Consider the following 25,090-nt stretch of genomic DNA (forward strand, 5'->3'; position numbering starts at 1 on the left):
GCCTTCTCCCCAAAATTACTGGTGACGATCGGCAATTTTCTGCGCAGGACGATGAAAAAAACGCCGGTCAGCCCGGCGTCAGGCTGCTTAATTGGTGCTTTTTCAGCATCGCTCGTAGCTGATGATAACTCACGCCCAGCAGTTCTGCAGCCCGGCGCTGGTTAAAAGTGGCCTGCTTCAGGCTTTGTTCCAGCAGGTTTTTCTCCTGTTCGTTTTGCCAGCTTCGCAGATCGAGCGGCAGGCCGGGCAGGTGCGCCGGAGCCTCTTGTCTGGCCTGATGGAGCGGGGCAGGTTTATGAGTGAAAGGGTTAAGGATAATGTTGTCCAGCGTCTCATAGCTTGAGCCGTGGCGGTACACCGAGCGCTCGACCACGTTTTTCAGCTCGCGGATATTGCCCGGCCAGCCATAGTTAAGCAGCGTCTCGCAGGCCCTCCCGGTAAAGCCGGGGAACAGCGGCAAATTAAGTTCCCGGCACATTTGAATCGCAAAGTGATCGGCCAGCAGCAGGATATCCGATCGCCGCTCGCGCAGGGGCGGGAGCATCACCACGTCAAACGCCAGCCTGTCGAGCAGGTCGGCGCGGAATTTCCCTTGTTCGGCCAGCTCCGGCAAATCGGCATTGGTGGCGCAGACCAGGCGAGTATTCACCTGTAGCGGCTGGCTGCCGCCCACGCGCTCAAGTTCTCCGTATTCTACCACCCGTAGCAGCTTCTCCTGCACCAGCATTGGCGCCGTGGCCAGCTCATCAAGAAACAGCGTGCCACCTTCAGCGCGTTCAAAACGACCCTGATGGCGCTTCTGCGCGCCGGTAAACGCGCCGGCTTCGTGGCCAAACAGCTCGCTGTCGAGCAGGTTTTCGTTCAGTGCCGCACAGTTGAGGGAGATAAAAGGCCCCTGCCAGCGGCGGGAGAGGAAATGCAGGCGGTTGGCGATGAGTTCCTTCCCGGTGCCGCGTTCGCCGATGACCAGCACCGGTTTATTCAGCGGGGCCAGGCGGGAAACTTGTTCCATGACCTCCAGAAAGCTATTAGCTTCTCCAATGAGGCTGTCCTTGTTTTCAGGCATGGTTAAATTCCCTAATAGTTAGTTAATTTAACCACTATAGCGGCTTTTATGGGATCGTCAAATTTACATTAATTCTTATTAATCAATGAAGTAAAAAGTTGGCACGGATGCTGCAATATCCTGTCAGAGCAGAGTGCCTGGCACCTGAGATAATGACTAAGAGGATTGAATTATGGGTATTTTTTCTCGTTTTGCCGACATCGTGAATGCGAACATCAACTCCCTGCTGGAGAAAGCGGAAGATCCGCAGAAGCTGGTGCGCCTGATGATTCAGGAAATGGAAGACACGCTGGTAGAAGTGCGTTCCACTTCAGCCCGCGCGCTGGCCGAAAAGAAACAGCTGAGCCGCCGTGTGGAACAAGCTACCGCGCAGCAGGCCGAATGGCAGGAAAAAGCCGAGCTGGCGCTGCGTAAAGAGAAAGAAGATCTGGCGCGTGCCGCGCTGATTGAAAAACAGAAGCTGACTGACCTGATCGTCACGCTGGAAAATGAAGTTGTGCATGTGGATGAAACTCTGGCGCGCATGAAGAAAGAAATCGGCGAGCTGGAAAACAAGCTGAGCGAAACTCGCGCTCGCCAGCAGGCGCTGACCCTGCGCCATCAGGCTGCTTCTTCTTCACGCGATGTTCGCCGCCAGTTGGATAGCGGTAAACTGGATGAAGCGATGGCCCGGTTCGAATCTTTCGAGCGCCGCATCGACCAGATGGAATCCGAGGCGGAAAGCCACGCCTTTGGCAAACAGAAGTCTCTGGACGCGCAGTTTGCCGAGCTAAAAGCCGATGATGAAATCAGCGCCCAGATAGCTGCGCTGAAAGCAAAAATGAACCAGGATCGTCAATAATAATCCAGGCCGCGATGCGCCCGGCGCATCGCGACTCAAGCCTGACCCGTAAGGAGTACACATGACTGCGCTTTTTCTTGCTATCCCGCTGACCATTTTTGTGCTGTTCGTGGCGCCGATTTGGCTGTGGCTTCACTACAGCAATCGTCCTGATGCAGGGCAGCTTTCACAGAGTGAGCAGCAGCGGCTTGCCCAGTTGACCGATGAGGCGCGACAGATGCGGGAGCGCATTCAGTCTCTGGAACAGATCCTTGATGCCGAACACCCGAACTGGAGAAACAACTAATGGTGAATTCATTTTCCGGTCGTAAGCTGTGGCGTATTCCTGAGAAAGGGATGGTAAAAGGAGTTTGCGCGGGTATTGCGCAATACCTTGATGTGCCGGTCAAACTGGTCCGCGCCATTGCAATTTTATCGATATTCTTTGGCCTGTCGTTCTTTGTGCTGGTGGCCTACATCGTGATGACATTTGTGCTGGACCCGATGCCCTACGGCGCAGATGAAAAAGATACGCAACCGACCAACCGCGATCTGCTGAACGCGGTGGATGCGGAACTGGCCGCCGGTGAGCAACGTTTACGCTCGATGGAGCGTTACATTACGTCTGACACTTTCACGCTGCGCAGCCGTTTTCGCCAGCTGTAAAACAACCCTATCCCTGAGGGAGAGGGGATAAACAGGTTTTCTCCCTCTCCTGGGGGAGAGGGCCGGGGTGAGAGCGCCCAGGCTCAATGCCAACCACACACCGCAATTAACCGCTTTTGGAGAGACAATGACTACATTCCATTCCGTCAGCCAGAAAGCTAAACCAGGCCTGAAACTTGCCGGGAAGCTTGCTTTACTTGCCGCGCTGCGGTTCGGCCCGGCGGGTTTTGCGGCGTGGGCGATCAAATCGGTAGCCCGCCGCCCGCTGAAAATGATACTGGCCGTGGTGCTGGAGCCGTTACTGACCCGCATCCTGCGCAACGTCTCTGACCGTTACGACCGCCGCATGGCAAAATAACCCTCCTCGCGGCGGCAAAATCTTCCGCTTAATGTTTTGATTCTTGGTAATCAGCCCCATTTGATATTATCAATAAAGGTATTTTCTGCAGCGGAAGGCAATCAGGACGCTTATGAACCGACTCAAAAACGAATTTAACGCCCTGGTAAACCGGGGCGTTGATCGTCATTTACGCCTCGCGGTTACCGGGTTGAGCCGCAGCGGTAAAACCGCATTTATCACCGCGATGGTCAACCAGTTGCTGGGCATTCACACCGGTGCACGGCTGCCAATGCTTAGCGCCGCTCGTGAAGAGCGTTTGCTCGGCGTTAAGCGCGTGCCGCAGCGCGATCTGGGCATTCAGCGTTTCACCTATGATGAAGGCATGGCGCAGCTTTTCGGCACGCCACCGGCCTGGCCGACGCCGACTCGTGGCGTAAGCGAAATGCGCCTTGCGTTACGCTACCGCTCCAACGATTCGCTGCTGCGCCACTTCAAAGACACGTCCACGCTTTACCTGGAGATTGTTGATTATCCGGGGGAGTGGCTGCTTGACCTGCCCATGCTGGCGCAGGATTACCTGAGCTGGTCGCGCCAGATGACAGGCCTGCTGCAGGGCCAGCGTGCCGAGTGGTCGGCTGAATGGCGTCGCCTTTGCGAGGGTTTAGATCCTCTCGCTCCCGCCGATGAAAACCGCCTGGCGGCGGTTGCCGAAGCGTGGACTGACTACCTGATGCGCTGCAAAAAAGAAGGATTGCATTTTATTCAGCCGGGGCGTTTTGTCCTGCCCGGAGATATGGCGGGCGCGCCCGCGCTGCAGTTCTTCCCGTGGCCGGATGTGGATGCTTTTGGTGAATCTAAGCTGGCCCTGGCGGATAAGGGCAGCAACATCGGCATGCTGCGCGCGCGTTTTGATTACTACTGTGAAAAGGTGGTGAAAGGGTTCTATAAGAATCACTTCCTGCGCTTCGACAGACAGATCGTGCTGGTGGATTGCCTGCAGCCGCTCAACAGCGGGCCCCAGGCGTTCAACGATATGCGCCTGGCGTTAACCCAGCTGATGCAAAGCTTCCACTACGGGCAGCGCACGCTATTCCGTCGCCTGTTTTCCCCGGTGATCGATAAGCTGCTGTTTGCCGCCACCAAAGCCGACCATGTCACGGTAGACCAGCACGCTAACATGGTTTCTCTCCTGCAACAGCTGGTGCAGGACGCCTGGCAAAATGCGGCCTTCGAAGGCATCAGCATGGACTGCATGGGGCTGGCCTCCGTGCAGGCAACGCAAAGCGGCATGGTGGACGTTCAGGGGGAGCAAATCCCGGCGCTGCGCGGCAATCGCCTGAGCGACGGTGCGCCGCTGACGGTGTATCCGGGGGAGGTGCCTTCGCGCCTGCCCGGCAATGCTTTCTGGCAAAATCAGGGCTTTCAGTTCGAACAGTTCCGGCCGCAGGTGATGGACGTTGACCGTCCGCTGCCGCACATCAGGCTGGACGCGGCGCTGGAATTCTTAATTGGAGATAAATTGCGATGAGCGATCCTATTAAACCGCGCATCGATTTTGCGCAGCCGCTGGAGGCGGAAAAAGAGCAGGACTGGAAAGCGGCACACGCGTTCAGTGACCCGGAAGCGCAAAAGTTTACCCCGGTCACCACCAGCGTTGAAACGCTTGCCGACGAAGAAGGGCAGGCCGAGGCTGTTATTGAAGCTGCTTTAAGACCGAAACGCAGCCTGTGGCGCAAAATGGTGACAGCCGGACTGGCGCTGTTTGGCGTCAGCGTCGTGGCCCAGGGCGTACAGTGGACCCACAACGCTTTTGTGACTCAGGACTGGATCGCGCTTGGCGGCGGCGTTGCCGGGGGGCTTATCGTCGCGGCTGGCGTCGGCTCGATTGCCAGCGAATGGCGGCGGTTGTGGCGTTTGCGCCAGCGTGCCGAAGAGCGTGACGAGGCACGAGAACTGCTCGCCAGTCACAGCACGGGCAGAGGGCGGGCGTTCTGCGAAAAACTGGCCAGCCAGGCCGGGCTGGATAAAGGCCATCCGGCGCTGCAGCGCTGGTATGCTTCAATCCATGAAACCCACAACGACCGGGAAGTCGTGGCGCTTTATGCCCAGCTTGTTCAGCCGGTGCTGGACGCTCAGGCCCGGCGTGAAATTAGCCGTTCTGCTGCCGAATCCACGCTGATGATCGCCGTCAGCCCGCTGGCGCTGGTGGATATGGCTTTTATTGCCTGGCGCAACCTGCGCCTGATCAACCTCATCGCCACGCTGTACGGTATCGAACTGGGCTATTTCAGCCGTATTCGCCTGTTCCGCCTGGTGCTGCTGAATATTGCTTTCGCCGGGGCGAGCGAGCTGGTGCGTGAAGTCGGCATGGACTGGATGTCGCAGGACATTGCCGCCAGACTTTCGGCTCGCGCCGCGCAGGGGATTGGGGCCGGGCTGTTAACTGCCCGCCTAGGCATTAAGGCGATGGAGCTCTGCCGTCCGCTGCCGTGGCTGGAGGATGACAAGCCCCGGCTGGGGGATTTCCGCAAACAGCTTCTGGTTCAGCTGAAAGAGACGCTGGCCTCCGGGAAAAACAAACCGGCCAACTGAATGTGTATCCATTGACCTAAAGGGCAGCTTCGGCTGCCCTTTGTTGTTTACAGCACACGTATAAATTTCGTGCTTGTTGACCAGTGGTTTGTCTTTTAGTGTCAACATTTCATGACAGGCATCTTCTTGCCAACGGCTAACTGCGTTATTATCCCTGCAACTCTATGAGGTCCTTCAGCCCGGCTGGAGGTCGTATAGGCCGTTTTCCGTAACATAAGGTCACCTGCATGCGTCTGGAAGTCTTTTGTCAGGACCGCCTTGGTCTCACTCGTGAACTGCTCGATCTGTTAGTGCTGCGCGGTATTGATTTGCGCGGTATCGAAATTGACCCGATCGGGCGTATTTACCTTAATTTTTCCTCCCTTGATTTTGAATCTTTCAGCAGCCTGATGGCGGAAATTCGCCGCATCCCAGACGTTACCGACGTGCGTAAAGTGCCGTGGATGCCTTCCGAGCGTGAACATCGCGCCCTGAGCGCGCTACTTGAGGCGCTGCCGGAGCCGGTGCTGTCGCTGGATATGCGCAGCAAAGTTGAACTGGCCAACCCGGCAAGCTGCACGCTGTTTGGGCAGAGCGAGGATCGTCTGCGTAACCATAATGCGGGCACGTTGATCAGCGGATTTAACTTTACCCGCTGGCTGGAGAGCGAACCGCACGACTCCCACACCGAACATGTTGTGATCCACGGGCAAAACTTCCTGCTGGAGATCACCCCAGTTCATCTGGATGGCGAAGATAATCAGCCGCTGCTGGTGGGCGCGGTTGTTATGCTGCGCTCTACCGTTCGCATGGGGCGCCAGCTGCAAAACCTCTCCAGCAGCGATTTTAGCGCCTTTGACCAGATTGTCGCCGTCAGCCAGAAAATGCGTCATGTGGTTGAGCAGGCGCGCAAACTGTCGCTGCTGAATGCCCCGTTGCTGATTGTGGGCGATACCGGCACGGGCAAAGATCTTCTGGCCCATGCCTGCCACCTGAGCAGTCCGCGAGCGCAAAAACCTTATCTGGCGCTGAACTGCGGCTCTATTCCTGACGACGTGATCGAAAGCGAACTGTTTGGTCACGCGGCCGGGGCTTATGCCAACGCCGTCGAAGGAAAAAAAGGCTTCTTTGAGCAGGCCAACGGTGGCTCTGTGCTGCTGGACGAAATCGGTGAAATGTCGCCGCGTATGCAGACCAAACTGCTGCGCTTCCTGAACGACGGCACGTTCCGTCGCGTGGGCGAAGAGCATGAGGTGCATGTTGATGTCCGCGTGATTTGCGCGACACAAAAAAATCTGGTGGAGCTGGTGCAGAAAGGCGAGTTCCGCGAGGATCTCTATTATCGCCTCAACGTCCTGACCCTGAACCTGCCGCCGCTGCGCGATCGCCCGCAGGACATCATGCCGCTGACGGAGCTGTTTGTGGCACGCTTTGCCGACGAGCAGGGCGTACCGCGCCCTAAACTGTCTCACGATTTAAGCAGCGTGCTGACCCGCTACGGCTGGCCGGGCAACGTGCGTCAGCTGAAAAACGCCATTTACCGCGCGTTAACTCAGCTGGAAGGCTACGAGCTGCGCCCGCAGGACATCCTGTTGCCGGACTTCGATTCGGCCAGCCTGGCCGTGGGGGAAGAGGCGATGGAAGGCTCGCTGGACGATATTACCAGCCGTTTTGAACGCTCGGTATTAACACAGCTGTACCGCAGTTATCCAAGTACGCGTAAGCTGGCAAAACGGCTGGGTGTTTCCCATACCGCGATCGCCAACAAGCTGCGTGAGTACGGGCTGAGCCAGAAGAAGGGCGAAGAGTAAAAACAAAAAACCCCGGCAAGCCGGGGTTTTCTTTTAATACAAGTCTGAGGCTTAAGCCTTCAGCACTTCCAGTGCCGCAGCGTAATCCGGCTCGGTGGTGATTTCATTCACCAGCTCGCTGAAGATCACTTCATCATTTTCATTGATAACCACTACCGCGCGTGCGGTCAGGCCTTTCAGCGCGCCTTCGGCAATGCTGACGCCGTAAGTCTGCTGGAACTCAGGGTTACGCAGGGTGGAAAGGGTGACAACGTTGTTCAGACCTTCAGCGCCGCAGAAACGGGACTGAGCGAACGGCAGGTCGGCAGAAATACACAGCACAACGGTGTTATCCAGCTCGGTAGCCAGCTGGTTGAATTTGCGCACGGACGCGGCACACACGCCGGTGTCGATGCTTGGGAAAATATTCAGCACTTTACGTTTGCCGGCAAACTGGCTCAGCGCAACGTCAGAAAGATCTTTCGCGACCAGAGAGAAGGCGGCGGCTTTGCTGCCAGTCTGTGGGATCTGACCTGCAACCTTGACCGGGTTGCCCTGGAAATGAACGGTTTGTGACATGTTTAATCTTCCTTTTACATAAAATTAACGCCGGGAACAGTGTATTCCAGGAAATCCGTGATGAACATAAAAAACTGAAAGTACATGCAAAAGCGTGGGCTCGCTATACTCAGGCGATAACCCCAAGGGAGACTGAGAATGAGAACAGTGAAAGTTTACCAGGAAGCCTGGCCGCTCCATACGCCATTTGTGATCTCGCGTGGAACCCGCAGCGAGGCGGTTGTTGTAGTGGTGGAAATCGAACAGGACGGCATAAAAGGCGTCGGCGAATGCACGCCGTATCCACGCTATGGCGAAAGCGATGCTTCGGTGCTGGCCCAGGTCACCACGGTACTTTCACAGCTTGAGCGCGGCATGACGCGCGCTGAATTACAGCAGGCTCTTCCGCCAGGGGCGGCGAGGAACGCCATTGACAGCGCGCTTTGGGACCTGGACGCCCGCCAGAAACACACAACGATATCGGCCCTGAACTCCGTCGAATTGCCGGAAATGGTGACCACGGCGCAAACCGTTACGATCGCCGCCCCGGAACAAATGGCTGCCTCAGCGGCTTTGCTTTGGCAGAAGGGCGCCCGTCTGCTCAAGGTGAAACTGGACGATCGCCTAATCACCGAACGAATGGTGGCCATCCGGGCGGCGGTGCCGGAAGCCATTTTGATTGTGGATGCCAACGAGTCCTGGCGTAGTGATGGCCTGGCCGCCCGCTGCCAGCTGCTGGCCGATCTCAACGTGGCGATGCTGGAACAGCCGCTGCCGGCGGGGGATGATGATGCGCTGGCGAATTTTATTCACCCGCTGCCGATTTGCGCCGACGAAAGCTGTCACACCCGTAGCAGCCTGCCAGCGCTTGCCGGGCGCTACGACATGGTGAACGTTAAGCTCGATAAAACCGGGGGCTTAACTGAGGCATTATTGCTGGCTCAGGCCGCTAGGGAACAGGGTTTTGATGTCATGCTCGGCTGTATGCTCTGCACATCCCGCGCCATTGCCGCCGCTTTACCGCTGGCGGCTAAGGTGCGCTTTGCCGATCTCGATGGCCCCACCTGGCTTGCCGTCGACGTGGAGCCCTCGCTACATTTTGAAACGGGAAAACTTTATCCCTAATGCTTACTTGTGCCAGTGCAAAAGGTCAGTCATAGCCCGCAGGTAGCGCTCGCTGGCCTCATCGGCTGAAATCGGTGGGAATTCAGCCGTAATGCATGGTAGGTCTAAATCGGCACACCAGCTGCCGAACGACCCCGGCGTTTCGTAGCCAACGCTGGTCACCAGCGGGAGCGCAAAGGCTTCTGCCAGCCAGTGCCCCAGCGCGGAGCTGTGCGGATCTTCAATACAGCCTAGCGGATCGTGAAAAGAGACTACCCATGCGGGCTGCAACTGATGAATAAGCTGGCACAACGCGGTGGTTTCTGGTTCGGAGCCCGGAGTTTGTCCGGTAGAAAGCACCACGTCACGTTTGTCCGCACTACTGTTCCAACGGTAAACGGTATCGCCAGCTTTCCAGTTGGCCGCCGGGAAGTTGCGGTTCAAATCGACGCCGTGCGCGTTGGCGCGCAGGCCAAGCTGGCAACCGTCGGGGTTAACCGCCAGCACCACGTGGTGCCGCCTGAACTGCGGCTCAAGCGTTCTTAAGGCGCAGGAAAGCGCCACCATCGCGGCGTTTTCATCCCCGTGAGTACCGGCAATGATAAGTCCGCTGCGTTCTTCCGTTTGAGTGGCGGGAAAATAGAGCAACGGCGCACCTAGTACCGATTTGCCGTAGCGTTCACAGCCCGGCGGCAGGTGGCCGCGCTGGGGGCGAGGGCGGGTCGTGGGCATGATATTCCTCTCACTGAATAAAGCGGCTATTAACGTCATTAATAGCAATGTTTTAGGGAAAACTCACCTTAATCCGCAGATGTGAGCTTTTTCCTGGAATCAAAAGAATAAATTACGCTACAGTAACTTACACCAATCTCCTGAATGCAAAAACACGGAAGGAAAGCGATGAAAAAAAGCCTCAGTTTTAGCTGTTGTGCGTTGGCCGTGGCCGCCATGCTGCAAAGCGCCTGGGCGGCGGATGTTCCTGCGGGAACGAAGCTGGCGAGCAGTCAGGAGTTAGTCAGACATATTAAAGATGAACCTGCGAGCCTGGACCCAATCAAAGCGGTTGGTCTGCCGGAAATTCAGGTTATTCGCGATTTATTTGAAGGCCTGGTTAACCAAAACGAAAAAGGTGAGCTGGTGCCGGGTGTTGCCACCAAATGGCAAAGCAACGACAACCGCATCTGGACGTTTACGCTTCGCGACAACGCCCGCTGGTCCGATGGAACGCCTGTCACCGCGCAGGATTTTGTTTACAGTTGGCAGCGGTTGGTTGACCCTAAAAATACCTCTTCGTTTGCCTGGTTTGCCGCGCTGGCTGGTATCACCAATGCGCAGGCGATTATCGACGGGAAATTGCCCGCAGACCAGCTAGGCGTTACCGCCGTGGATGCTAAAACGCTGCGCGTACAGCTTGATAAACCCGTGCCGTTCTTCCCAAGCCTGGCGGCAAACTTTGCCTTCTATCCCACGCCTAAAGCGGTTGTTGAAAAATTGGGTAATGAATGGACGAAACCCGGCAATCTCGTGGGCAACGGCGCATTTACGCTGCAGGACCGCGTGGTGAACGAGAAGCTGGTTGTGGTGCCGAATAAAAATTACTGGGACAACGGGAAAACGGTGCTGACCAAAGTGACCTTTATTCCTATTAACCAAGAGTCGGCGGCCACCAAGCGCTACCTGGCCGGCGATATCGACATCACCGAATCTTTCCCGAAAAATCTCTACCAGAAACTGCTGAAAGACATTCCGGGGCAGGTTTACACGCCGCCGCAGCTTGGCACTTATTATTATGCGTTTAACACGCGAAAAGGGCCGACGGCGGATGCTCGCGTTCGCCTTGCCCTGAGTATGACCATCGACCGCCGCCTGATGGCTGAAAAAGTGTTGGGCACGGGAGAGAAACCGGCCTGGCGCTTTACGCCTGACGTTACCGCGGGCTTTAAGCCAGACCGCTCTCCGTTCGAAGACATGAGTCAGCAGGAGCTGAACGCCCAGGCGAAAATGCTGCTGCGTGCCGCCGGCTATGGCGATGCCAAACCGCTTAAACTGACTTTGTTGTACAACACTTCTGAAAACCACCAGAAGATAGCGATTGCCGTTGCGTCAATGTGGAAGAAAAATCTGGGCGTTGACGTGAAGCTGCAAAATCAGGAGTGGAAAACCTACATCGATAGCCGCAACACCGGCAATTTCGACGTCATTCGTGCGTCATGGGTCGGGGATTACAATGAACCTTCTACTTTTCTGTCGCTGCTAACGTCCACCCACAGCGGGAATATTTCACGCTTCAATTCCCCGGAATACGACAAGCTGCTGTCCCAGGCCGCGCAGGAAACTACTGACAAAGCGCGGAATGCGGATTACAACGCCGCCGAAAAAATCATTCAGGAAAAAGCGCCTATCGCGCCAATCTACCAGTACACCAACGGTCGCCTGATCAAACCGTGGCTGAAGGGCTACCCGATCAACAACCCGGAAGACGTGGCCTACAGCCGCACGATGTATATTATCAAACACTAAGTATGGCTAAAGTTTAGTCAGAAAAAGTGCTATGATCGTCACCTCAGGCTTAGCGATTGCGGAGGTGACGAGATGGCATCAGGTTGGGCCAATGACGGCGCCGTTCAGGAGCAAATCGACAGTACCGTGGACGACGCCGTGGCCAGAGCGCGCAGCGAGCTACCGAAGGGCGAAAGCCTCGAATACTGCGAAGAATGCGGTGAACGCATTCCGGAAGCACGGCGCAAAGCGATTCAGGGCGTGCGGCTGTGTATTCGCTGCCAGCAGGCGGAAGATGCACACCGGGCCACATTCTCAGGCTATAACCGCCGTGGCTCGAAAGACAGCCAGTTACGCTAGCAAGAGCCGAGCCATCGCCCGGTTTTTTTATCCCGCGACAGGCTCATCGGCGGCACTGCTTGCCACGCCGTAGCGGTGCCAGCGGTTTCTTCCTTGTTCTTTAGCCGAATACAGCGCGGCATCTGCCTCTGCAATCAGCCGGGATGTGCTGATTTCTTTTGACCAGCCCGCTATTCCCAGGCTCACCGTTACCGCTGAATTCACGGGCGAAGCGCTGTGTTCAAGTGCGGCCTGCGCCAGGTTACGCTGAATGCGTTGCGCAACCAAAACGGCCTCTTCGCTGCTGGCGCCCGGCAGCAGAATAATAAATTCCTCGCCACCAAAACGTGCCACGAGATCCCGGTGGTGGCGGACAGATGCCTCCAGAATATGGGCGACGCGAATCAGGCATTCGTCGCCGGCCAGATGGCCATAGCGGTCGTTGTAATTTTTAAAATGGTCCACGTCCACCATGATGAGCGACAGCGAAGCGTTCATCTGCTGCCCGCGTTGCACGCTTTTATCCAGCAGCAGCTGAAAGCTGCGGCGGTTAGCGATGCCGGTCAGCGGATCTCTGTTTGCCAGCGATTTTAGCTGATGAATCAGGGCGTTGTTTTCTAGCTCCCGCTGCATGGCCAGTCGGCACCAGCCGTGCAAAATACGTCGGCCCGATTCAAAAACAGCGGCGACGATCAGGTAAATAAGGCTAAGGAATACAACGTCATCTGCCGGGTAGAAAAGATTCCCCGCAAACGCTACCAGCCAGATCGGAATGACGAAGGCATAGAGCGCCCGCGTGTCGGAATAGAGCGAGATCAGTGCGGAAAAAATCAGCAGCGAAGCAAAAGGAAACACCGTTCTGACATCGTACTCCGACAGCAAAATAAAAAAGCCCAATGCCCAGCAGGGGCTAAGCAGCGCTATCACGCGGTGGGTAAAGACTCTCAGCGGCTTGCTTTGCTTATTGTCGACCATATTGACAATAAAAAGCGTGGCCGCGCAAAGCACGGATATCACTATCATGGTACCGTCGAGTAGATTCTGAAACCGAACGGTTCCCGTAGATTCACCCAGCGGCGTGAAGATATCTCGCCCAAATATAAATCCAGAGAACAGCAGGTTGAGCCAGAGAAACCAACAGGTGCTAATGGTGACGGAACGCTGACGCATCATGGCCTGGCGTAATTCCAGATCCGAGGTGGGCTTACGTCGCTCTGATAACATGCTGATCCTTATCCCTCCGGGCCAATATCGCTATGTGCTTAACTTTAGCCCCTGACGTTGGGTTGTCTAATGATTAAGCGATTTCCCCAGCGAATTCAGACTGTTTCACGCCAACCAGCGGTTGCCTTCGTTTCAGAGATGGCTAGACTGACAGAAAGAACTGATTCAGCTTGAGGATTGCGCAGTGGATGTAATTAAAGGCAGCGAGCTGCACGTGCCGGACGCGGTGTTTGCCTGGCAACTGGATGGCAGGGGCGGCGTCAGGCCTCTCGACAACAATGAAATTATCGACAGCGAGCATCCCTGCTGGCTACACCTGAATTACACCAATGCTGACAGCGCCGACTGGCTGGCCAACACGCCGCTGTTGCCGAACTATGTCAGGGAGGCGTTAGCCGGTGAAAGCATGCGTCCCCGCGTTTCTCGCGTGGGTGACGGCACGCTAATCACTCTGCGTTGCATCAACGGCAATACCGATGAACGCCCGGACCAGCTGGTAGCCGTGCGGCTCTACATTGACGAACGGCTGATTGTCTCAACCCGCAGGCGGCAGGTTCTTGCGCTGGATGATGTGGTGAACGACCTGAATGAAGGCACCGGCCCGACCGACTGCGGCAGCTGGCTGGTGGATGCCTGCGATGCGCTCACCGACCACGCCAGCGAATTTATCGAGCAAATGCACGATAAAATCATCGATCTTGAAGACAATTTGCTCGACCAGCAGGTGCCGCCTCGTGGGGCGCTGGCATTGTTGCGTAAACAGCTGATTGTCATGCGGCGCTATATGTCTCCGCAGCGTGACGTCTATGCGCGCCTTGCCAGCGAGCGGCTAAGCTGGATGAACGACGACCAGCGTCGCCGCATGCAGGACATTGCCGACAGACTGGGCAGGGGGCTGGACGAAATCGACGCCTGCATCGCCCGTACCGGCGTGATGACTGATGAAATCTCCCAGGTTATGCAGGAATCTTTAAACCGCAGAACTTATACCATGTCGCTGATGGCGATGGTATTTTTACCCAGCACGTTTTTAACCGGGCTGTTTGGCGTGAACCTCGGCGGTATTCCCGGCGGAGGCTGGGCCTTCGGCTTTGCGCTGTTCTGCATAATGTTGGTTGTTATGATTGGTGGTGTTGCCTGGTGGTTACATCGCAGTAAATGGCTGTAAAGTTGCGGGATTTTGAACGAGTTTGTGGGCGAAAACGGCGCTGTTATTGAGCAATATCAAGAAACCGAAAGCCTTGCCGCGGCAAACTCTCTCTTGCAGGTGAATGCAACGTCAAGCGATGGGCGTTGCGCTCCATATTGTCTTACTTCCTTTTTTTAGAATTACTGCATAGCACAATTGATTCATACCATGCCGACTTTCAAAGTCGGCTTTTTTTTGCCTGCAATTTGTGGACTATGCTTTAAAGGGCGATTCACCCAAACAGGAGATGACGATGCTGTATCGCAACAGCCTGATGATGAGCGACCCGGCTTTCCCCACCGAACCCGTGCCGGCACCCGACCCGCTTCCGCGGCCACAGCCCATACCCGATCCGCCGACCGACCCCGATCCAAGGCCGATAATCGATCCGCCGACACACCATTGAAGTTTTCCCTCTCCGGGCGGAGAGGGAATGGGGATTATTTAATTTCCAGAATATCCAGACGCTGCAGCGGGGCGTCAGCGTTGTCTTCTTCCGGCTGCCAGCCGACGGGCTGCATAGGGATCTCTTCGCGATCGAACGCCAGGTCGCCACCGTCCACCACTTCTGCACCGTGGGTAATGCCTGCAAAATCAAACAGCTCGGTATCGCAGAGATGTGATGGCACCACGTTCTGCATTGCGCTGAACATCGTCTCAATGCGGCCCGGGTAGCGTTTATCCCAGTCGCGCAGCATGTCGGCAATCACCTGGCGCTGCAGGTTCGGCTGCGAGCCGCACAGGTTGCACGGAATAATTGGGTATTCGCGGGCGATGGCAAAACGCTCAATGTCTTTCTCGCGGCAGTAGGCCAGCGGGCGGATAACAATATGTTTTCCGTCGTCGCTCATCAGCTTCGGTGGCATGCCCTTCATCTTGCCGCCATAGAACATGTTCAGGAACAGCGTTTGCAGAATATCGTCGCGATGGTGGCCCAGCGCGATTTTGGTACAGCCCAGCTCGGTGGCGGTGCGGTAAAGAATGCCGCGGCGTAGGCGCGAACACAGAGAACAGGTGGTTTTGCCTTCCGGGATCTTTTCTTTCACGATGCCGTAGGTGTTCTCTTCCACAATCTTGTATTCAACGCCGATGCTTTCCAGGTAGGCAGGCAGCACATGCTCGGGGAACCCCGGCTGTTTCTGGTCGAGATTTACCGCCACGAGACTAAAGCTGATCGGCGCGCTTTGCTGCAGGTTACGCAAGATTTCCAGCATGGTGTAGCTATCTTTGCCGCCGGAAAGGCAAACCATGATGCGGTCGCCGTCTTCAATCATGTTGTAATCGGCAATCGCTTCACCCACGTTGCGGCGCAGGCGCTTCTGTAACTTGTTCAGGTTGTACTGTTCTTTTTTTGTAGCTTCTTGATTCGATTGCATTATTTACTGTCTCTGAAACCAAAAGGGGCATATAAGGGGCAAACTTTTTCAAAGCGCCAGCTTGCTGTTGAGCATATTCACCTGGTCGCCGCTCAGTTCTTCAATCCATGCAGCATAGACTTCATAAACCATCTGCGCGTTTTCATGCCCCATCTGACTTGCAATAAAAGAGGGATTCGCACCGGCCGACAATAACCAGCATGCGTAAGTGTGGCGTGTATGGTACGGATTCCGGCGGCGAATTCCAGCACGTTTTACAGCTGTGCCCCAATGGTCACCAATGCTCGACACGTTGCCATACGGTTTTTGTTCGCCCTTACGCATGAGCGGCATAAAAACGAAGCTGCCAGCTTTAAACAGATCAGAAGAAAGCTTAAGCACCAAGCCATGGTGATTGAGGGTAACTGGCGTGAGCCACTTTGAGACAACTCTCCTGGTGGCGGGACCACCCACTGCGATTAACAAGCACTACTGCCAGACAAGAAGCGGGCGGACCCGCCTCGGCGTTTTTTTGTTTTCTGTTGATCAAAAAAACATCTTTATTTTACTGGTTAAATAGAATGATCTGCATTGCTTGATGGATAATACAAACGCGCTGTGCTGTATTTGAACGCAGCGCGTTATAATCTAAAACGCAGTTTTTCTGAATCTTTTCTGAAGCAATTCCTTCCCATACTTTCTTGCCGGTGTTTCCAGAATTCGAAACGATGATTCAGCAATCAGGAATGTCAACAGCAATCCAAAAAATAACATTCTGAATGTATCACTGCCATTGAGCTCTCTATGGAATATATTTTGAATAGTCTCAGATACAAAGTAAAAGCAGGGCACATGGCACAAATAGATACTATAAGATCTAGAACCAATCCATAATGCAATAGTGTTGTTTTTAATGTATTTAAATAACAGACCATCATTGTAAGATGCGATGAAAACCATCAGCGCACTCACCATCGCCATTGCGCTCAAGTTATATACAAAGCCATGGCCATGGGTAATAAATGCAAGAGATAAAATCAACGTCATTGAAACTACCATACTTGCAAATTTATTGTGTAAAAATACGGGTTTTATACGATTATAAAATTGTGAGTTGCTGGCTATGGCGATTAAACAGCCCCAGGCGATGGAATCCGTTCTAACCATCCATGGAAGTGAAAACATTGGTCTAATCAAAGGTGCTTGAATTAAAATTATAACTATAAGGAAGGCAGGTGTTTTGTTTCTGAGGGCTAAGACGAGTAAGGGCATTAATATATAAAACTGCTCTTCCAGTGACAGAGACCAGTATATTGAGTTTTTCCCACACTCAAATGCTCCAGTAGAACATAAATGATATCTAAAGTTAGAAAGCTGAAAAAGCTGAGTGATTATATCAGTAAAATTAGCAGATGGGGAACCATATGCTCCGTGATTGTTATAAGAAAGGCTTAAGATAAATGTTAATGTTATGAAGAACAAAGAGGCAGGCAGTAATCTGAAAGCTCGTTTTATCCAGAATGCCTTCAATACATTTATTTTTACTCCGTCACTGCTAGAGAGTAATTTATTGTAGATACTTTTCGTTATGACAAAACCAGAAACACAGAAGAATAGATCAACTCCGCCCCAATACTGAAGGTTACTATTCATTAATGAAACCCATGCGGGGTTCCAGGTTAAAAAAACGTTTAAATGAGCCATGATTACAAATATAATTCCCACGGCCCTTAATATTTCTATTTCATTGTTTTTTTGCATGGTGAGGATTTACAGTATCAACTAATTGACCGTAATCATAACATGCTCTTCCGCAATGAAGTGTTTCTTGAACGCAAAATAGATGATTTTATTTTTTGTGATCGGTTAAAAGCAATAATTGGTGAACGATCCCCTTTATTTTTATAGGGAGAAAGGCATTGAAAAGGAGGTTCCGGGTACTTGCTTGGGATTATTTTCACGCTTTAATTACCTGAAAAATAAATAAAATTTAAAACTCAGGTAATTTAAGAACATAAGGCTAACTTGTTTAGGTTGTCCTGTTCTTTTTGAGCGGTCATGAAAGTCTCGGGCGCTAAATCCAACACGTACGGCGTGTCATGCCGGCGCGTAGGGTACGGATTCCGGCGGTGAATGCCAGCAGGATTTACGGTCACGCCACGTCCATCGACTATGCTTTACCAGGTTAAACGTAATTCATAGCAGCAAGGAGTGAGGTTTATGACATTCGTAAAGACGAAAGATGGCGTCAATATCTTTTATAAAGACTGGGGGCCGAAAGCGGCGCAACCGATTGTTTTTCATCACGGCTGGCCGCTCAGCGCCGATGACTGGGATAACCAGATGCTGTTTTTCTTAGGCGAAGGCTTCCGGGTTATCGCGTTCGACAGGCGCGGGCATGGCCGTTCTGACCAGGTCAGCGACGGGCACGATATGGATCATTATGCGGCAGATGCCTCGGCGGTGGTGGAACATCTGGATCTTAAAAATGCCGTGCACGTCGGCCACTCAACCGGCGGTGGGCAAGTGGCTCGCTATGTCGCCCAATACGGGCAGCCTCAGGGGCGTGTTGCGAAAGCCGTTTTAGTCAGTGCCGTTCCGCCGCTGATGGTGAAAACGGCGAGTAATCCGGGCGGAACGCCGCTCGAGGTGTTTGACGGCTTCCGTAAGGCGCTGGCGGCAAATCGCGCGCAGTTTTACCTTGATGTTGCCTCAGGCCCGTTCTACGGCTTTAACCGCCAGGGCGCCGATGTTTCTGAGGGGAGTGTTCGGAACTGGTGGCGGCAGGGCATGGCCGGTAGCGCGAAGGCCCACTATGAAGGGATCAAAGCGTTTTCAGAAACCGACCAGACCGACGATCTGAAAGCCATCACCGTGCCGGTTCTGGTTCTTCAGGGCGATGACGACCAGGTTGTGCCGTACAAAAATGCGGCTATTCTGCAGGATAAACTGCTCAGCAACAGCACGCTGCACATCTACCCCGGCTATCCTCACGGGATGCATACCACGCATGCCGATACCATCAATGCGGATATCCTGAAATTTATCCGCAGCTGATAGCGCTGTTATCAGGGGAGGCCGAAAGCTTCCCCTTCTTATTTCCCCGCTTATGCCTCGGATGCCAAAGATGATAAGGCCGCCATCGCCGACTCGGTATCTTTATGGGCCACGAAAATATGGTCGTGATAATACCCAGCCACCACGTTACAGCTGATATCTTTTTTCGCCAGCGCGCGTGAAAATGCGGCGGTAAGGCCAACGGCGGCGAGGGATGAGTGAATCTTCAGGGTGATCCAACTGGCGACGTAGTCATAGCTTACGGCATGTTTATTCGCCAGCTCCTGAGGCAGGACCAGCGTGACGCCTTCAGCCTCGCGGACGGTCACAATGGCGGCATCTTTTAATTCCGCAGAAGGTGAGGCTAAAGTGCAAAAAACATATTTACCCGGGTTAAGCTCCGGGGCAGCATTGCTCAGTAATATTGCCAGGTTATTCTCGCCAGCCATTTATCGGTCTCCTTTTCATTGATTGAGGACGAATTAAATAGCGTTTGAGTGATAAATAAAAATTAAAAAATATGCTGTTGCATTAGGTGCGCTAATGATGAGGCGGCGCACCTTTGACGCACCGCCCGTGCTTATTTCCCGGTCAGCATCTGCCAGAGAAACTCTTCGATCATGGCCTGGTGGGCCGCCGTCTGGCTATTTTCCGGCGCGCTGCCGTGGCCGGCATCCGTTTCCTCATACAGCCAGACGTTCTCGTGTCCTTGTTGCTGCATCCGCGCCACCATCCGACGCGCGTGGGCCGGGCTAACCCTGTCATCCTGGGTGCCGGTGGTGAACAGCGTGGGGGGATAATTCACATCGACGGACACTTTGTCGAACGGAGAATAACGCTGCAGCCACTCTCGTTCTTCGGCAATGTCCGGGTCGCCATACTCGGCAATCCAGGAGGCTCCCGCGAGCCAGCGGTGATAGTTCAGCATATCCAGCAGTGGGACTTCGCACACCAGCGCGCCAAATAATTCTGGGTAGTCGGTGAGCATATTACCGATCAACAGGCCGCCGTTGCTCCCACCCTGAGCGGCAAGCTTCGCGGCACAGGTCACTTTCCGCGCCGCCAGGTCGCTTGCGACAGCGGTAAAATCTTCCCAGGCACGATGACGATGCTGTTTGAGCGCAGCCTGGTGCCAGCCGGGGCCGTATTCACCGCCACCCCGAATATTCGCGACGACATAAACCCCGCCTTTTTGCAGCCACGTCGCGCCTTTTGAGTCCAGGTAATGAGATGTTAAAGAAACCTCAAATCCACCGTAACCGTACAGCAGCGTCGGATTATCACCGGACAGTGCCAGTGCTTTGGCGGCTACCTGGAAGTAAGGGACGCGGGTGCCATCCAGTGAAAGGGCAAAGTGCTGAGTCACGCTGAATGCCTCAGCATCGAAGCAGGCTGGATCCTGTTTCACAAGACTGAGTGTGTCGGTGTCGAGATCGCCATAGCTGACGCTGTAGGGCTGCAAAAACCCGTGACTGACCAGCCGGTAGCGGTTACTTTCATCGTCGATGCCGCCGGCGGAAACGTTGGTAAAATCGGGCAGTTCAAGCGTTTTTATGCAGTGCCGCTGGCCGTTGTCGATTTTCACAACTTCAACCTTCTCAACGGCGTCCTGGCTCAGGTTCAGCAGAAGGTAATCGCGGGTTGAGCTGTAGCCTTGCAGCGTCGTGCGCGAGTTGGGCGTGAAGAGCGAAATGAAATTGCGCTCACCTCGCTGAAAATCAGCTAAATCAATCGCCAGCAGGGCGCCTGCAGGCCAGGTTGTCTCAGCGATTGTCCAGTCGGAAGTAAGCATAACCAGCAGCCAGTCTTTGAAAAATCCACAGGAGGCATCTTCCGGAATGGCGATAAGCGTCAGGGTGTTCTGGCCGCTCAAAAGCCAGGTTTGCCCGTGGTAAAAGTCTTTGCTGCAGCGCACCACATCTCGCTCAAAACCGGGAGTGTCGTCATGCCAGGCGGAAACGGCCATATCCGTTGCTTCACCGGCGTAGATCAGCGGTGCATCCTGCGGCGATGTGCCCCGAGCCCAGCGATAGACGCTGCGTGGATAGCCGGAAGTGGTGAGCGTATCATCCCCGGCGTCCAGCGCCAGCAGCAGCGTGTTTTCATCCAGCCAACTGACCGAACTTTTGCTTTCCGGCAGGAAAAAGCCCTCGGGGATAAACGTTTTATTTACCAGATCAAATTCACGAATTTCACAGGCATCGCCGCCGCTGGATAAAAAGATCAGCGCCCGGGAATAGTCCGGGTGGAGAAGGTCGGCGCCGTGATAGCTCCAGTTCGCGCCTTCCTCTTTGTTCAGGCGATCGACATCCAGCACCGTTTCCCATTCTGGCTCGGCGGTAAAATAAGAGCTTTCGGTGGTACGGCGCCAGATGCCGCGAGGGTGTTCGTCATCCTGCCAGAAGTTATACACCGCGTTGCGGTAGTGGCTCCCCCAGGGAATGTTGGTTTTATCGTCCAGCGACTGCAGGATAGCGCCCCGCATCTGCTGGAAGCGCTCTCCCGTGGCAAACCTGTCCGTGGTGCGCTTATTTTGTTTTTCCACCCAGCTTAGCGCCGCGGCATCTTCCGGGGTTTCGAGCTGGCTAAGCAAATCCTGATTCACTGGCTGTGTCATCACGCGTCCTTTTGTTGGGTATCTGGCCTGTAAGCGACCATATCATTATGCTTATTTTCAGTACACCTGAAGGCTTATGGGGTTTTATACCGGTTAGGACAGGAATGGATAACGGAAGAGGCGCGGGGAGCGGACCGGCATTTGGTGGAGGTGTGTTTGGGTTCAGGGTCAGACAGGGGAATCCTGCTGACCCTTTGGGCACGGTAATACCGGGGGGATCTGGCGCGATTACTCTACAAATCCTTTCCAGTTATCCAGGTATTTTATGAAAGCATCTCCCAGGCCCTGTTGCTTGAGATAATTTTTCGTTACCGGCGTTTTGGGGGAAATATAGTCCGGGTCAATTTTTATTTGGTTAATAAAGTCTTTGTTTAAAATAGCTGAGCGCCCGATCATAATAAAATCCAGGCCGTGTTCAAATACGCTCATTAACGTTGGTACATCCATGACTTTCCCGGATGTGCCTATTTTAACGGACGTTCCGGTAAGCCGACTGAATACGTCCAGTACTTTTTGTCCTTTGAACGGGCCTGACTCTACTGTTTTTTTTACATCCCACGGTACGAGGTCCAGATAATCGATTTGCTGCTTCTCTACCAGTATTTCACAGATGTGGTAAATATCTTCAAATGTCTGGCCGTATCGCTCAAAGGATAGCCTGACACCTATCTGAAAATCGGCCCGGCAACGCGCTCTTATCCCGTCAATAATTTCAGAGATTAGTCTGGTTCTATTCTCGACAGAGCCGCCATATCGGTCGGTTCTGCGATTTAAGGTCGGCGAGAGAAACTGAGTCAGTACCCAGCCAAATGCACCATGAAGCTCGACACCATCGAAACCGGCTCTTTCTGCTCTTAACGCCGCGCCGATAAAGGCCTCCCGCAGTTCTTCGACTTCCTGCAGCGTCATTGCCCTCGTATTGTATTCTTCAATCTCCGACGGACCCAAATTGGGCAGGTCACCATTAAACTGCGCCCGCATCCCCGCATGATGCAGCTGCACGGAGGATAAGCCGCCGTGGGCGCGAATAATATTGGCGATTTGGCGTAAACCCGGCTCGTGTTTGTCATCGTAAATACCGAGCTGTTTGTGAAAAGCCTTTCCATTTTCCATGACGTGGGCTGCACACGTCATTACCATGCTATATCCAGCCCTGGCGCAGGTTTCGATCCAGTCAAAATCGTCCTGTGATGCGGTACCATCCTCATTACTTTGCTCCGCGGTCAGCGGGGCGAGCAGGATCCGGTTTTTAAGCGCCTTTCCTCTGGAAAAATGCAGGGGAGTGAAAATAACGTTATTCATATAAGTTTCCAATATAACAATGAGGCGGGTATTTATTAAATTATTGACATGTCTTGTCATCCCTGTTGTTTAAGGCTGATGGCTGTCAAGTCTGGGTTTGAATTTAAAATACATCGCCATAACGCCTTTTTCTATATTCATTTTGTGGAATAGAGTTTTGTGGAATGTGATGGTGGCCGTACGTTTCCCCGAATGCTCAGCCTTAAACGATCGCTTTGTCGAGGGTTGTTTTTATTTCGACAATTATTTCACTGTCGGCAATAAAGAAGTGTCCAGAGAGGTTATTCCGCCGAAAAATCTCTGCTTTTACAATAGGCGCAATGGAGAGGGAATATCCCCTGTCCGATAAAAAACAAAGGAACAGGACCATGAAAATATATCAACATCCGCTGTCTGGTCATTCTCACCGGGTGGTACTTTTTGCCTCGCTGTTGGGCTTAAAAGCTGAGCTGGTTGAAGTCGATCTGATGGCGGGCGAACACAAGCAGCCGGCGTTTTTGGCTCTAAATGCTTTTGGCCAGGTCCCGGTTCTCGATGACAGCGGCGTCGTCATTTCAGATTCCAATGCCATCCTCATTTATCTCGCTAAACAATATGGGAAAAATGGCTGGCTGCCGGAAGATGCGCGCGGTGCGGCCGAGGTACAGCGCTGGCTGTCTGTGGCGGCTGGAGAGATTGCCTACGGGCCGGCTGCCGCCCGGTTAATTACCGTCTTCGGCGCCGGTTTTAACGCCGACGAAGTCATCACCCGCGCTCACGATCTGCTCACCAAAATGGAAGCGCATCTGACTCACCGGGAGTGGCTTGCCGCCGATCGTCCGACTATTGCCGATATTGCCGTTTATAGCTATATCGCTCGTGCCCCGGAAGGGAATGTCGATATTGCCGGATACCCGGCTGTCAGACGCCTGCTTAGCCGCGTAGAAGCCTTGCCTGGTTTTGTTCCTTTCGTGCAGACCCCGGCGGGGCTGAGCGCTCAGGCGTAATCGCGGCCTGAGGGAAAACAACGCTTGTTATTGCGGCCCGCCTGAGTTTTGTGGTTCCGGCGGGCCATAATACCGGTGGCCGGACGACCATTTCAACGCAGTCGTTTCCATGCCGGACGTGTCTTTAAGGGAGAGTGAGAGCTATGCCGGTACACGGTCTGGACGAGAGAGAACGCTGCTGCATCGTGATGGCGCTTACCGCTGGTAGCAGTGACGATGAACTTGTGACGCAACAGGCCGAACAGGGGCGCAGACTGGGGCTGACGCGAGCCGAGATTGATGCGGCGCGGCGCGGGTTCAGTTTTGATTTCCGTATTTCAAAGGCGATTGCCCTGGCCCTGGCTCGCGAGGAGGAAGTCCTCGAGGACAGCCGCAGTCAGGCGATACGCGCCGGCATAGATAAGCAGACGTGTGTGCTTATCGAACGCATGGCAGCGGAACTGAATGTGAAGCGTGCCCTCCGGGAGGATAAGTGATGAAGCTAACTGATAAGGGTAAATACTTAGTCCGGCTCAGGTTCCCGGCATATGCATTCCTGCGCATACGTTTACATAGTCTTGCAGCAATGGCGGCATACCGGCCCGATTACTACGGCGAAATGCTGCGCCAGCATCCCGAGATTGACCCAGAAACGTTGATGAAAATTCAGTAAAACGAAAAAAGGACAAAGTAATGGACCGTTGGCTGGCGATGCGTATTTTTGTCAAAGTCGCTGAGACAGAGAGTTTTGCCCAAACCGCGCGTCAGATGCACATGAGCGCCCCCGCAGTGACGCGCGCGGTGTCGGGACTGGAAGAGTTAATTGGCGCTCGCCTTTTAGTGCGTACGACAAGGTCAGTAAAGACCACGGAGGCGGGAGCAATTTATTTAGAGGATTGCCGTCGGATCCTAAGCCATATTGCCGAGGCGGAGTCAGCCGCCGCGGGATATTACGCCGAGCCGACCGGAACGCTGGCCATTACCACCTCCGCCATGTTTGGTCCAATCTACATCATGCCCATCCTGACGGAATATCTTGATGCTTACCCGGGAATGAGCGCGAGAACGTTTTTTATCGACCGCCGGGTGAATCTTATCGACGAAGGTATGGATGTGGCTATCCGCATAGGCCATCTGCCGGATTCAGGCTTCACCGCCATAAAGGTGGGGTCCGTGCGCAGAGTGATTTGCGGCTCGCCGGCATACCTGAACGCCCGCGGCGCACCCGCCACACCGGGAGATCTCAGGCACCACCGAATTGTGGCCTCCAACGGCGCATGGGCTTCGCCCGAGTGGCGTTTTGCCGACGGACAAAGGGTTATCGTCGATGCCGCCCTGCAATGCAATAACAATGAATCGGCGATTGCAACGGCACAAGCCGGCTGGGGCTTAACCAGAGTGCTTCTCTATCAGATTGGCCCCGCCTTAATGGAGGGCACACTGCAAATCGTACTCAGTGAATTTGAAGAAATGCCTCTCCCTATTCATGTGATGTACCCCGAGGGCCGTCTGGCTCCGGCAAAAGTGAGATCCTTCGTTGGCATGGCGGTTTCGCGGCTAAGAGAAAACCCTCTTTTTAGCTGAAAATGCCTGCCCAGCGACGACCTTTTCACTCTCCAGGCAGTAAC

General features: G+C 54.1%; 26 protein-coding genes and 1 pseudogene. 17 read left to right on the forward strand and 10 right to left on the reverse strand.

Features of this window, described 5'->3' with window-relative positions:
* Window positions 1-67: 67 nt before the first annotated feature.
* On the reverse strand, window positions 68-1,066 hold the full coding sequence (gene pspF / locus ACR6JA_RS05650) for a phage shock protein operon transcriptional activator (protein WP_494493022.1): 999 nt from the start codon (window positions 1,064-1,066) through the stop codon (window positions 68-70).
* A gap of 172 nt (window positions 1,067-1,238) precedes the next feature.
* Here pspF and pspA point away from each other — a divergent pair, with 172 nt between their 5' ends.
* From pspA to tyrR, 7 genes are all read left to right on the forward strand, one after another.
* Window positions 1,239-1,907 carry a phage shock protein PspA gene (gene pspA / locus ACR6JA_RS05655; protein WP_008461354.1) on the forward strand — a complete coding sequence of 223 codons (669 nt, stop codon included), beginning with the start codon at window positions 1,239-1,241 and terminating at the stop codon, window positions 1,905-1,907.
* Window positions 1,908-1,968: 61 nt separating this feature from the next.
* The gene (gene pspB, locus ACR6JA_RS05660; RefSeq protein ID WP_008461355.1) at window positions 1,969-2,193 is read left to right on the forward strand and encodes an envelope stress response membrane protein PspB; all 225 of its coding nucleotides are present in this window, start codon (window positions 1,969-1,971) and stop codon (window positions 2,191-2,193) included.
* Complete coding sequence (gene pspC, locus ACR6JA_RS05665; protein ID WP_039303566.1) at window positions 2,193-2,552, forward strand: envelope stress response membrane protein PspC; 360 nt, start codon at window positions 2,193-2,195, stop codon at window positions 2,550-2,552. Before pspB ends, pspC begins: the two co-directional genes overlap by 1 nt.
* 127 nt (window positions 2,553-2,679) lie before the next feature.
* Complete coding sequence (pspD, locus tag ACR6JA_RS05670; protein ID WP_008461357.1) at window positions 2,680-2,910, forward strand: phage shock protein PspD; 231 nt, start codon at window positions 2,680-2,682, stop codon at window positions 2,908-2,910.
* Window positions 2,911-3,022: 112 nt separating this feature from the next.
* Window positions 3,023-4,420 (forward strand): YcjX family GTP-binding protein, encoded by a 1,398-nt coding sequence (locus ACR6JA_RS05675; protein ID WP_494493023.1) that lies wholly within the window; start codon window positions 3,023-3,025, stop codon window positions 4,418-4,420.
* Window positions 4,417-5,484 carry a TIGR01620 family protein gene (locus tag ACR6JA_RS05680; protein ID WP_494493024.1) on the forward strand — a complete coding sequence of 356 codons (1,068 nt, stop codon included), beginning with the start codon at window positions 4,417-4,419 and terminating at the stop codon, window positions 5,482-5,484. Before ACR6JA_RS05675 ends, ACR6JA_RS05680 begins: the two co-directional genes overlap by 4 nt.
* Before the next feature lie 227 nt (window positions 5,485-5,711).
* Window positions 5,712-7,274, forward strand: coding sequence for a transcriptional regulator TyrR (gene tyrR / locus ACR6JA_RS05685; protein WP_494493025.1), 1,563 nt, complete (start codon window positions 5,712-5,714; stop codon window positions 7,272-7,274).
* 51 nt (window positions 7,275-7,325) lie between these two features.
* Here tyrR and tpx read toward each other — a convergent pair whose 3' ends face one another.
* Entirely contained in the window at window positions 7,326-7,832 is a 507-nt protein-coding gene (gene tpx / locus ACR6JA_RS05690; protein ID WP_039303554.1) for a thiol peroxidase, read from the reverse strand.
* Window positions 7,833-7,970: 138 nt separating this feature from the next.
* Between tpx and ycjG the strand changes: the two genes are divergently transcribed.
* Window positions 7,971-8,936 (forward strand): L-Ala-D/L-Glu epimerase, encoded by a 966-nt coding sequence (gene ycjG, locus ACR6JA_RS05695; protein ID WP_494493026.1) that lies wholly within the window; start codon window positions 7,971-7,973, stop codon window positions 8,934-8,936.
* A gap of 3 nt (window positions 8,937-8,939) precedes the next feature.
* Here ycjG and mpaA read toward each other — a convergent pair whose 3' ends face one another.
* Window positions 8,940-9,647: a murein tripeptide amidase MpaA gene (gene mpaA, locus ACR6JA_RS05700; RefSeq protein WP_494493027.1), complete on the reverse strand. Its 708-nt coding sequence runs from the start codon at window positions 9,645-9,647 to the stop codon at window positions 8,940-8,942.
* Between the two features lie 168 nt (window positions 9,648-9,815).
* On the opposite strand from mpaA, the gene ACR6JA_RS05705 reads away from it, so the two are divergent.
* Window positions 9,816-11,435 (forward strand): peptide ABC transporter substrate-binding protein, encoded by a 1,620-nt coding sequence (locus ACR6JA_RS05705; protein WP_494493028.1) that lies wholly within the window; start codon window positions 9,816-9,818, stop codon window positions 11,433-11,435.
* A gap of 72 nt (window positions 11,436-11,507) precedes the next feature.
* The gene (locus ACR6JA_RS05710; protein WP_494493029.1) at window positions 11,508-11,774 is read left to right on the forward strand and encodes a DksA/TraR family C4-type zinc finger protein; all 267 of its coding nucleotides are present in this window, start codon (window positions 11,508-11,510) and stop codon (window positions 11,772-11,774) included.
* A 27-nt stretch (window positions 11,775-11,801) separates the two neighbouring features.
* On the opposite strand, the gene ACR6JA_RS05715 is transcribed toward ACR6JA_RS05710, so the two are convergent.
* A complete protein-coding gene (locus ACR6JA_RS05715; RefSeq protein ID WP_494493030.1) occupies window positions 11,802-12,977 on the reverse strand; it encodes a GGDEF domain-containing protein in 1,176 nt (391 codons plus the stop codon).
* Between the two features lie 184 nt (window positions 12,978-13,161).
* Between ACR6JA_RS05715 and zntB the strand changes: the two genes are divergently transcribed.
* Complete coding sequence (gene zntB, locus ACR6JA_RS05720) at window positions 13,162-14,145, forward strand: zinc transporter ZntB (RefSeq protein ID WP_008461367.1); 984 nt, start codon at window positions 13,162-13,164, stop codon at window positions 14,143-14,145.
* Window positions 14,146-14,419: 274 nt separating this feature from the next.
* Window positions 14,420-14,572, forward strand: a complete 153-nt coding sequence (gene ynaL, locus ACR6JA_RS05725; RefSeq protein ID WP_494493031.1) for a proline-rich small protein YnaL — start codon at window positions 14,420-14,422, stop codon at window positions 14,570-14,572.
* A 34-nt stretch (window positions 14,573-14,606) separates the two neighbouring features.
* On the opposite strand, the gene ttcA is transcribed toward ynaL, so the two are convergent.
* The 3 genes and pseudogenes from ttcA to ACR6JA_RS05740 all read right to left on the reverse strand — a co-directional run bounded on the left by ttcA (window position 14,607) and on the right by ACR6JA_RS05740 (window position 17,282).
* Window positions 14,607-15,542 carry a tRNA 2-thiocytidine(32) synthetase TtcA gene (ttcA, locus tag ACR6JA_RS05730; protein WP_213714555.1) on the reverse strand — a complete coding sequence of 312 codons (936 nt, stop codon included), beginning with the start codon at window positions 15,540-15,542 and terminating at the stop codon, window positions 14,607-14,609.
* Between the two features lie 48 nt (window positions 15,543-15,590).
* A pseudogene (locus ACR6JA_RS05735) lies at window positions 15,591-15,884 on the reverse strand (tyrosine-type recombinase/integrase); the annotation flags it as partial.
* 285 nt (window positions 15,885-16,169) lie between these two features.
* Window positions 16,170-17,282 (reverse strand): acyltransferase family protein, encoded by a 1,113-nt coding sequence (locus tag ACR6JA_RS05740; protein WP_494493032.1) that lies wholly within the window; start codon window positions 17,280-17,282, stop codon window positions 16,170-16,172.
* Between the two features lie 459 nt (window positions 17,283-17,741).
* Between ACR6JA_RS05740 and ACR6JA_RS05745 the strand changes: the two genes are divergently transcribed.
* Window positions 17,742-18,578: an alpha/beta fold hydrolase gene (locus tag ACR6JA_RS05745; RefSeq protein ID WP_213714551.1), complete on the forward strand. Its 837-nt coding sequence runs from the start codon at window positions 17,742-17,744 to the stop codon at window positions 18,576-18,578.
* 50 nt (window positions 18,579-18,628) lie between these two features.
* Here ACR6JA_RS05745 and ACR6JA_RS05750 read toward each other — a convergent pair whose 3' ends face one another.
* From ACR6JA_RS05750 to ACR6JA_RS05760, 3 genes are all read right to left on the reverse strand, one after another.
* Window positions 18,629-19,027: an ACT domain-containing protein gene (locus ACR6JA_RS05750; RefSeq protein ID WP_494493033.1), complete on the reverse strand. Its 399-nt coding sequence runs from the start codon at window positions 19,025-19,027 to the stop codon at window positions 18,629-18,631.
* A 131-nt stretch (window positions 19,028-19,158) separates the two neighbouring features.
* Window positions 19,159-21,195, reverse strand: coding sequence for a prolyl oligopeptidase family serine peptidase (locus ACR6JA_RS05755; RefSeq protein WP_494493034.1), 2,037 nt, complete (start codon window positions 21,193-21,195; stop codon window positions 19,159-19,161).
* 228 nt (window positions 21,196-21,423) lie between these two features.
* Entirely contained in the window at window positions 21,424-22,497 is a 1,074-nt protein-coding gene (locus ACR6JA_RS05760; RefSeq protein WP_213714545.1) for an NADH:flavin oxidoreductase, read from the reverse strand.
* Window positions 22,498-22,865: 368 nt separating this feature from the next.
* On the opposite strand from ACR6JA_RS05760, the gene ACR6JA_RS05765 reads away from it, so the two are divergent.
* The 4 genes from ACR6JA_RS05765 (at window position 22,866) to ACR6JA_RS05780 (ending at window position 25,046) form a co-directional block, all read left to right on the forward strand.
* Entirely contained in the window at window positions 22,866-23,483 is a 618-nt protein-coding gene (locus tag ACR6JA_RS05765) for a glutathione S-transferase family protein (RefSeq protein WP_494493035.1), read from the forward strand.
* A 134-nt stretch (window positions 23,484-23,617) separates the two neighbouring features.
* Entirely contained in the window at window positions 23,618-23,959 is a 342-nt protein-coding gene (locus ACR6JA_RS05770; RefSeq protein ID WP_494493036.1) for a hypothetical protein, read from the forward strand.
* Complete coding sequence (locus ACR6JA_RS05775; protein WP_213714539.1) at window positions 23,956-24,135, forward strand: hypothetical protein; 180 nt, start codon at window positions 23,956-23,958, stop codon at window positions 24,133-24,135. The genes ACR6JA_RS05770 and ACR6JA_RS05775 overlap by 4 nt, the downstream gene beginning before the upstream one ends.
* 20 nt (window positions 24,136-24,155) lie before the next feature.
* Window positions 24,156-25,046: a LysR family transcriptional regulator gene (locus ACR6JA_RS05780; RefSeq protein ID WP_213714537.1), complete on the forward strand. Its 891-nt coding sequence runs from the start codon at window positions 24,156-24,158 to the stop codon at window positions 25,044-25,046.
* Window positions 25,047-25,090 lie beyond the last annotated feature (44 nt).

It is taken from the genome of Cedecea sp. B1(4), assembly GCF_059414925.1.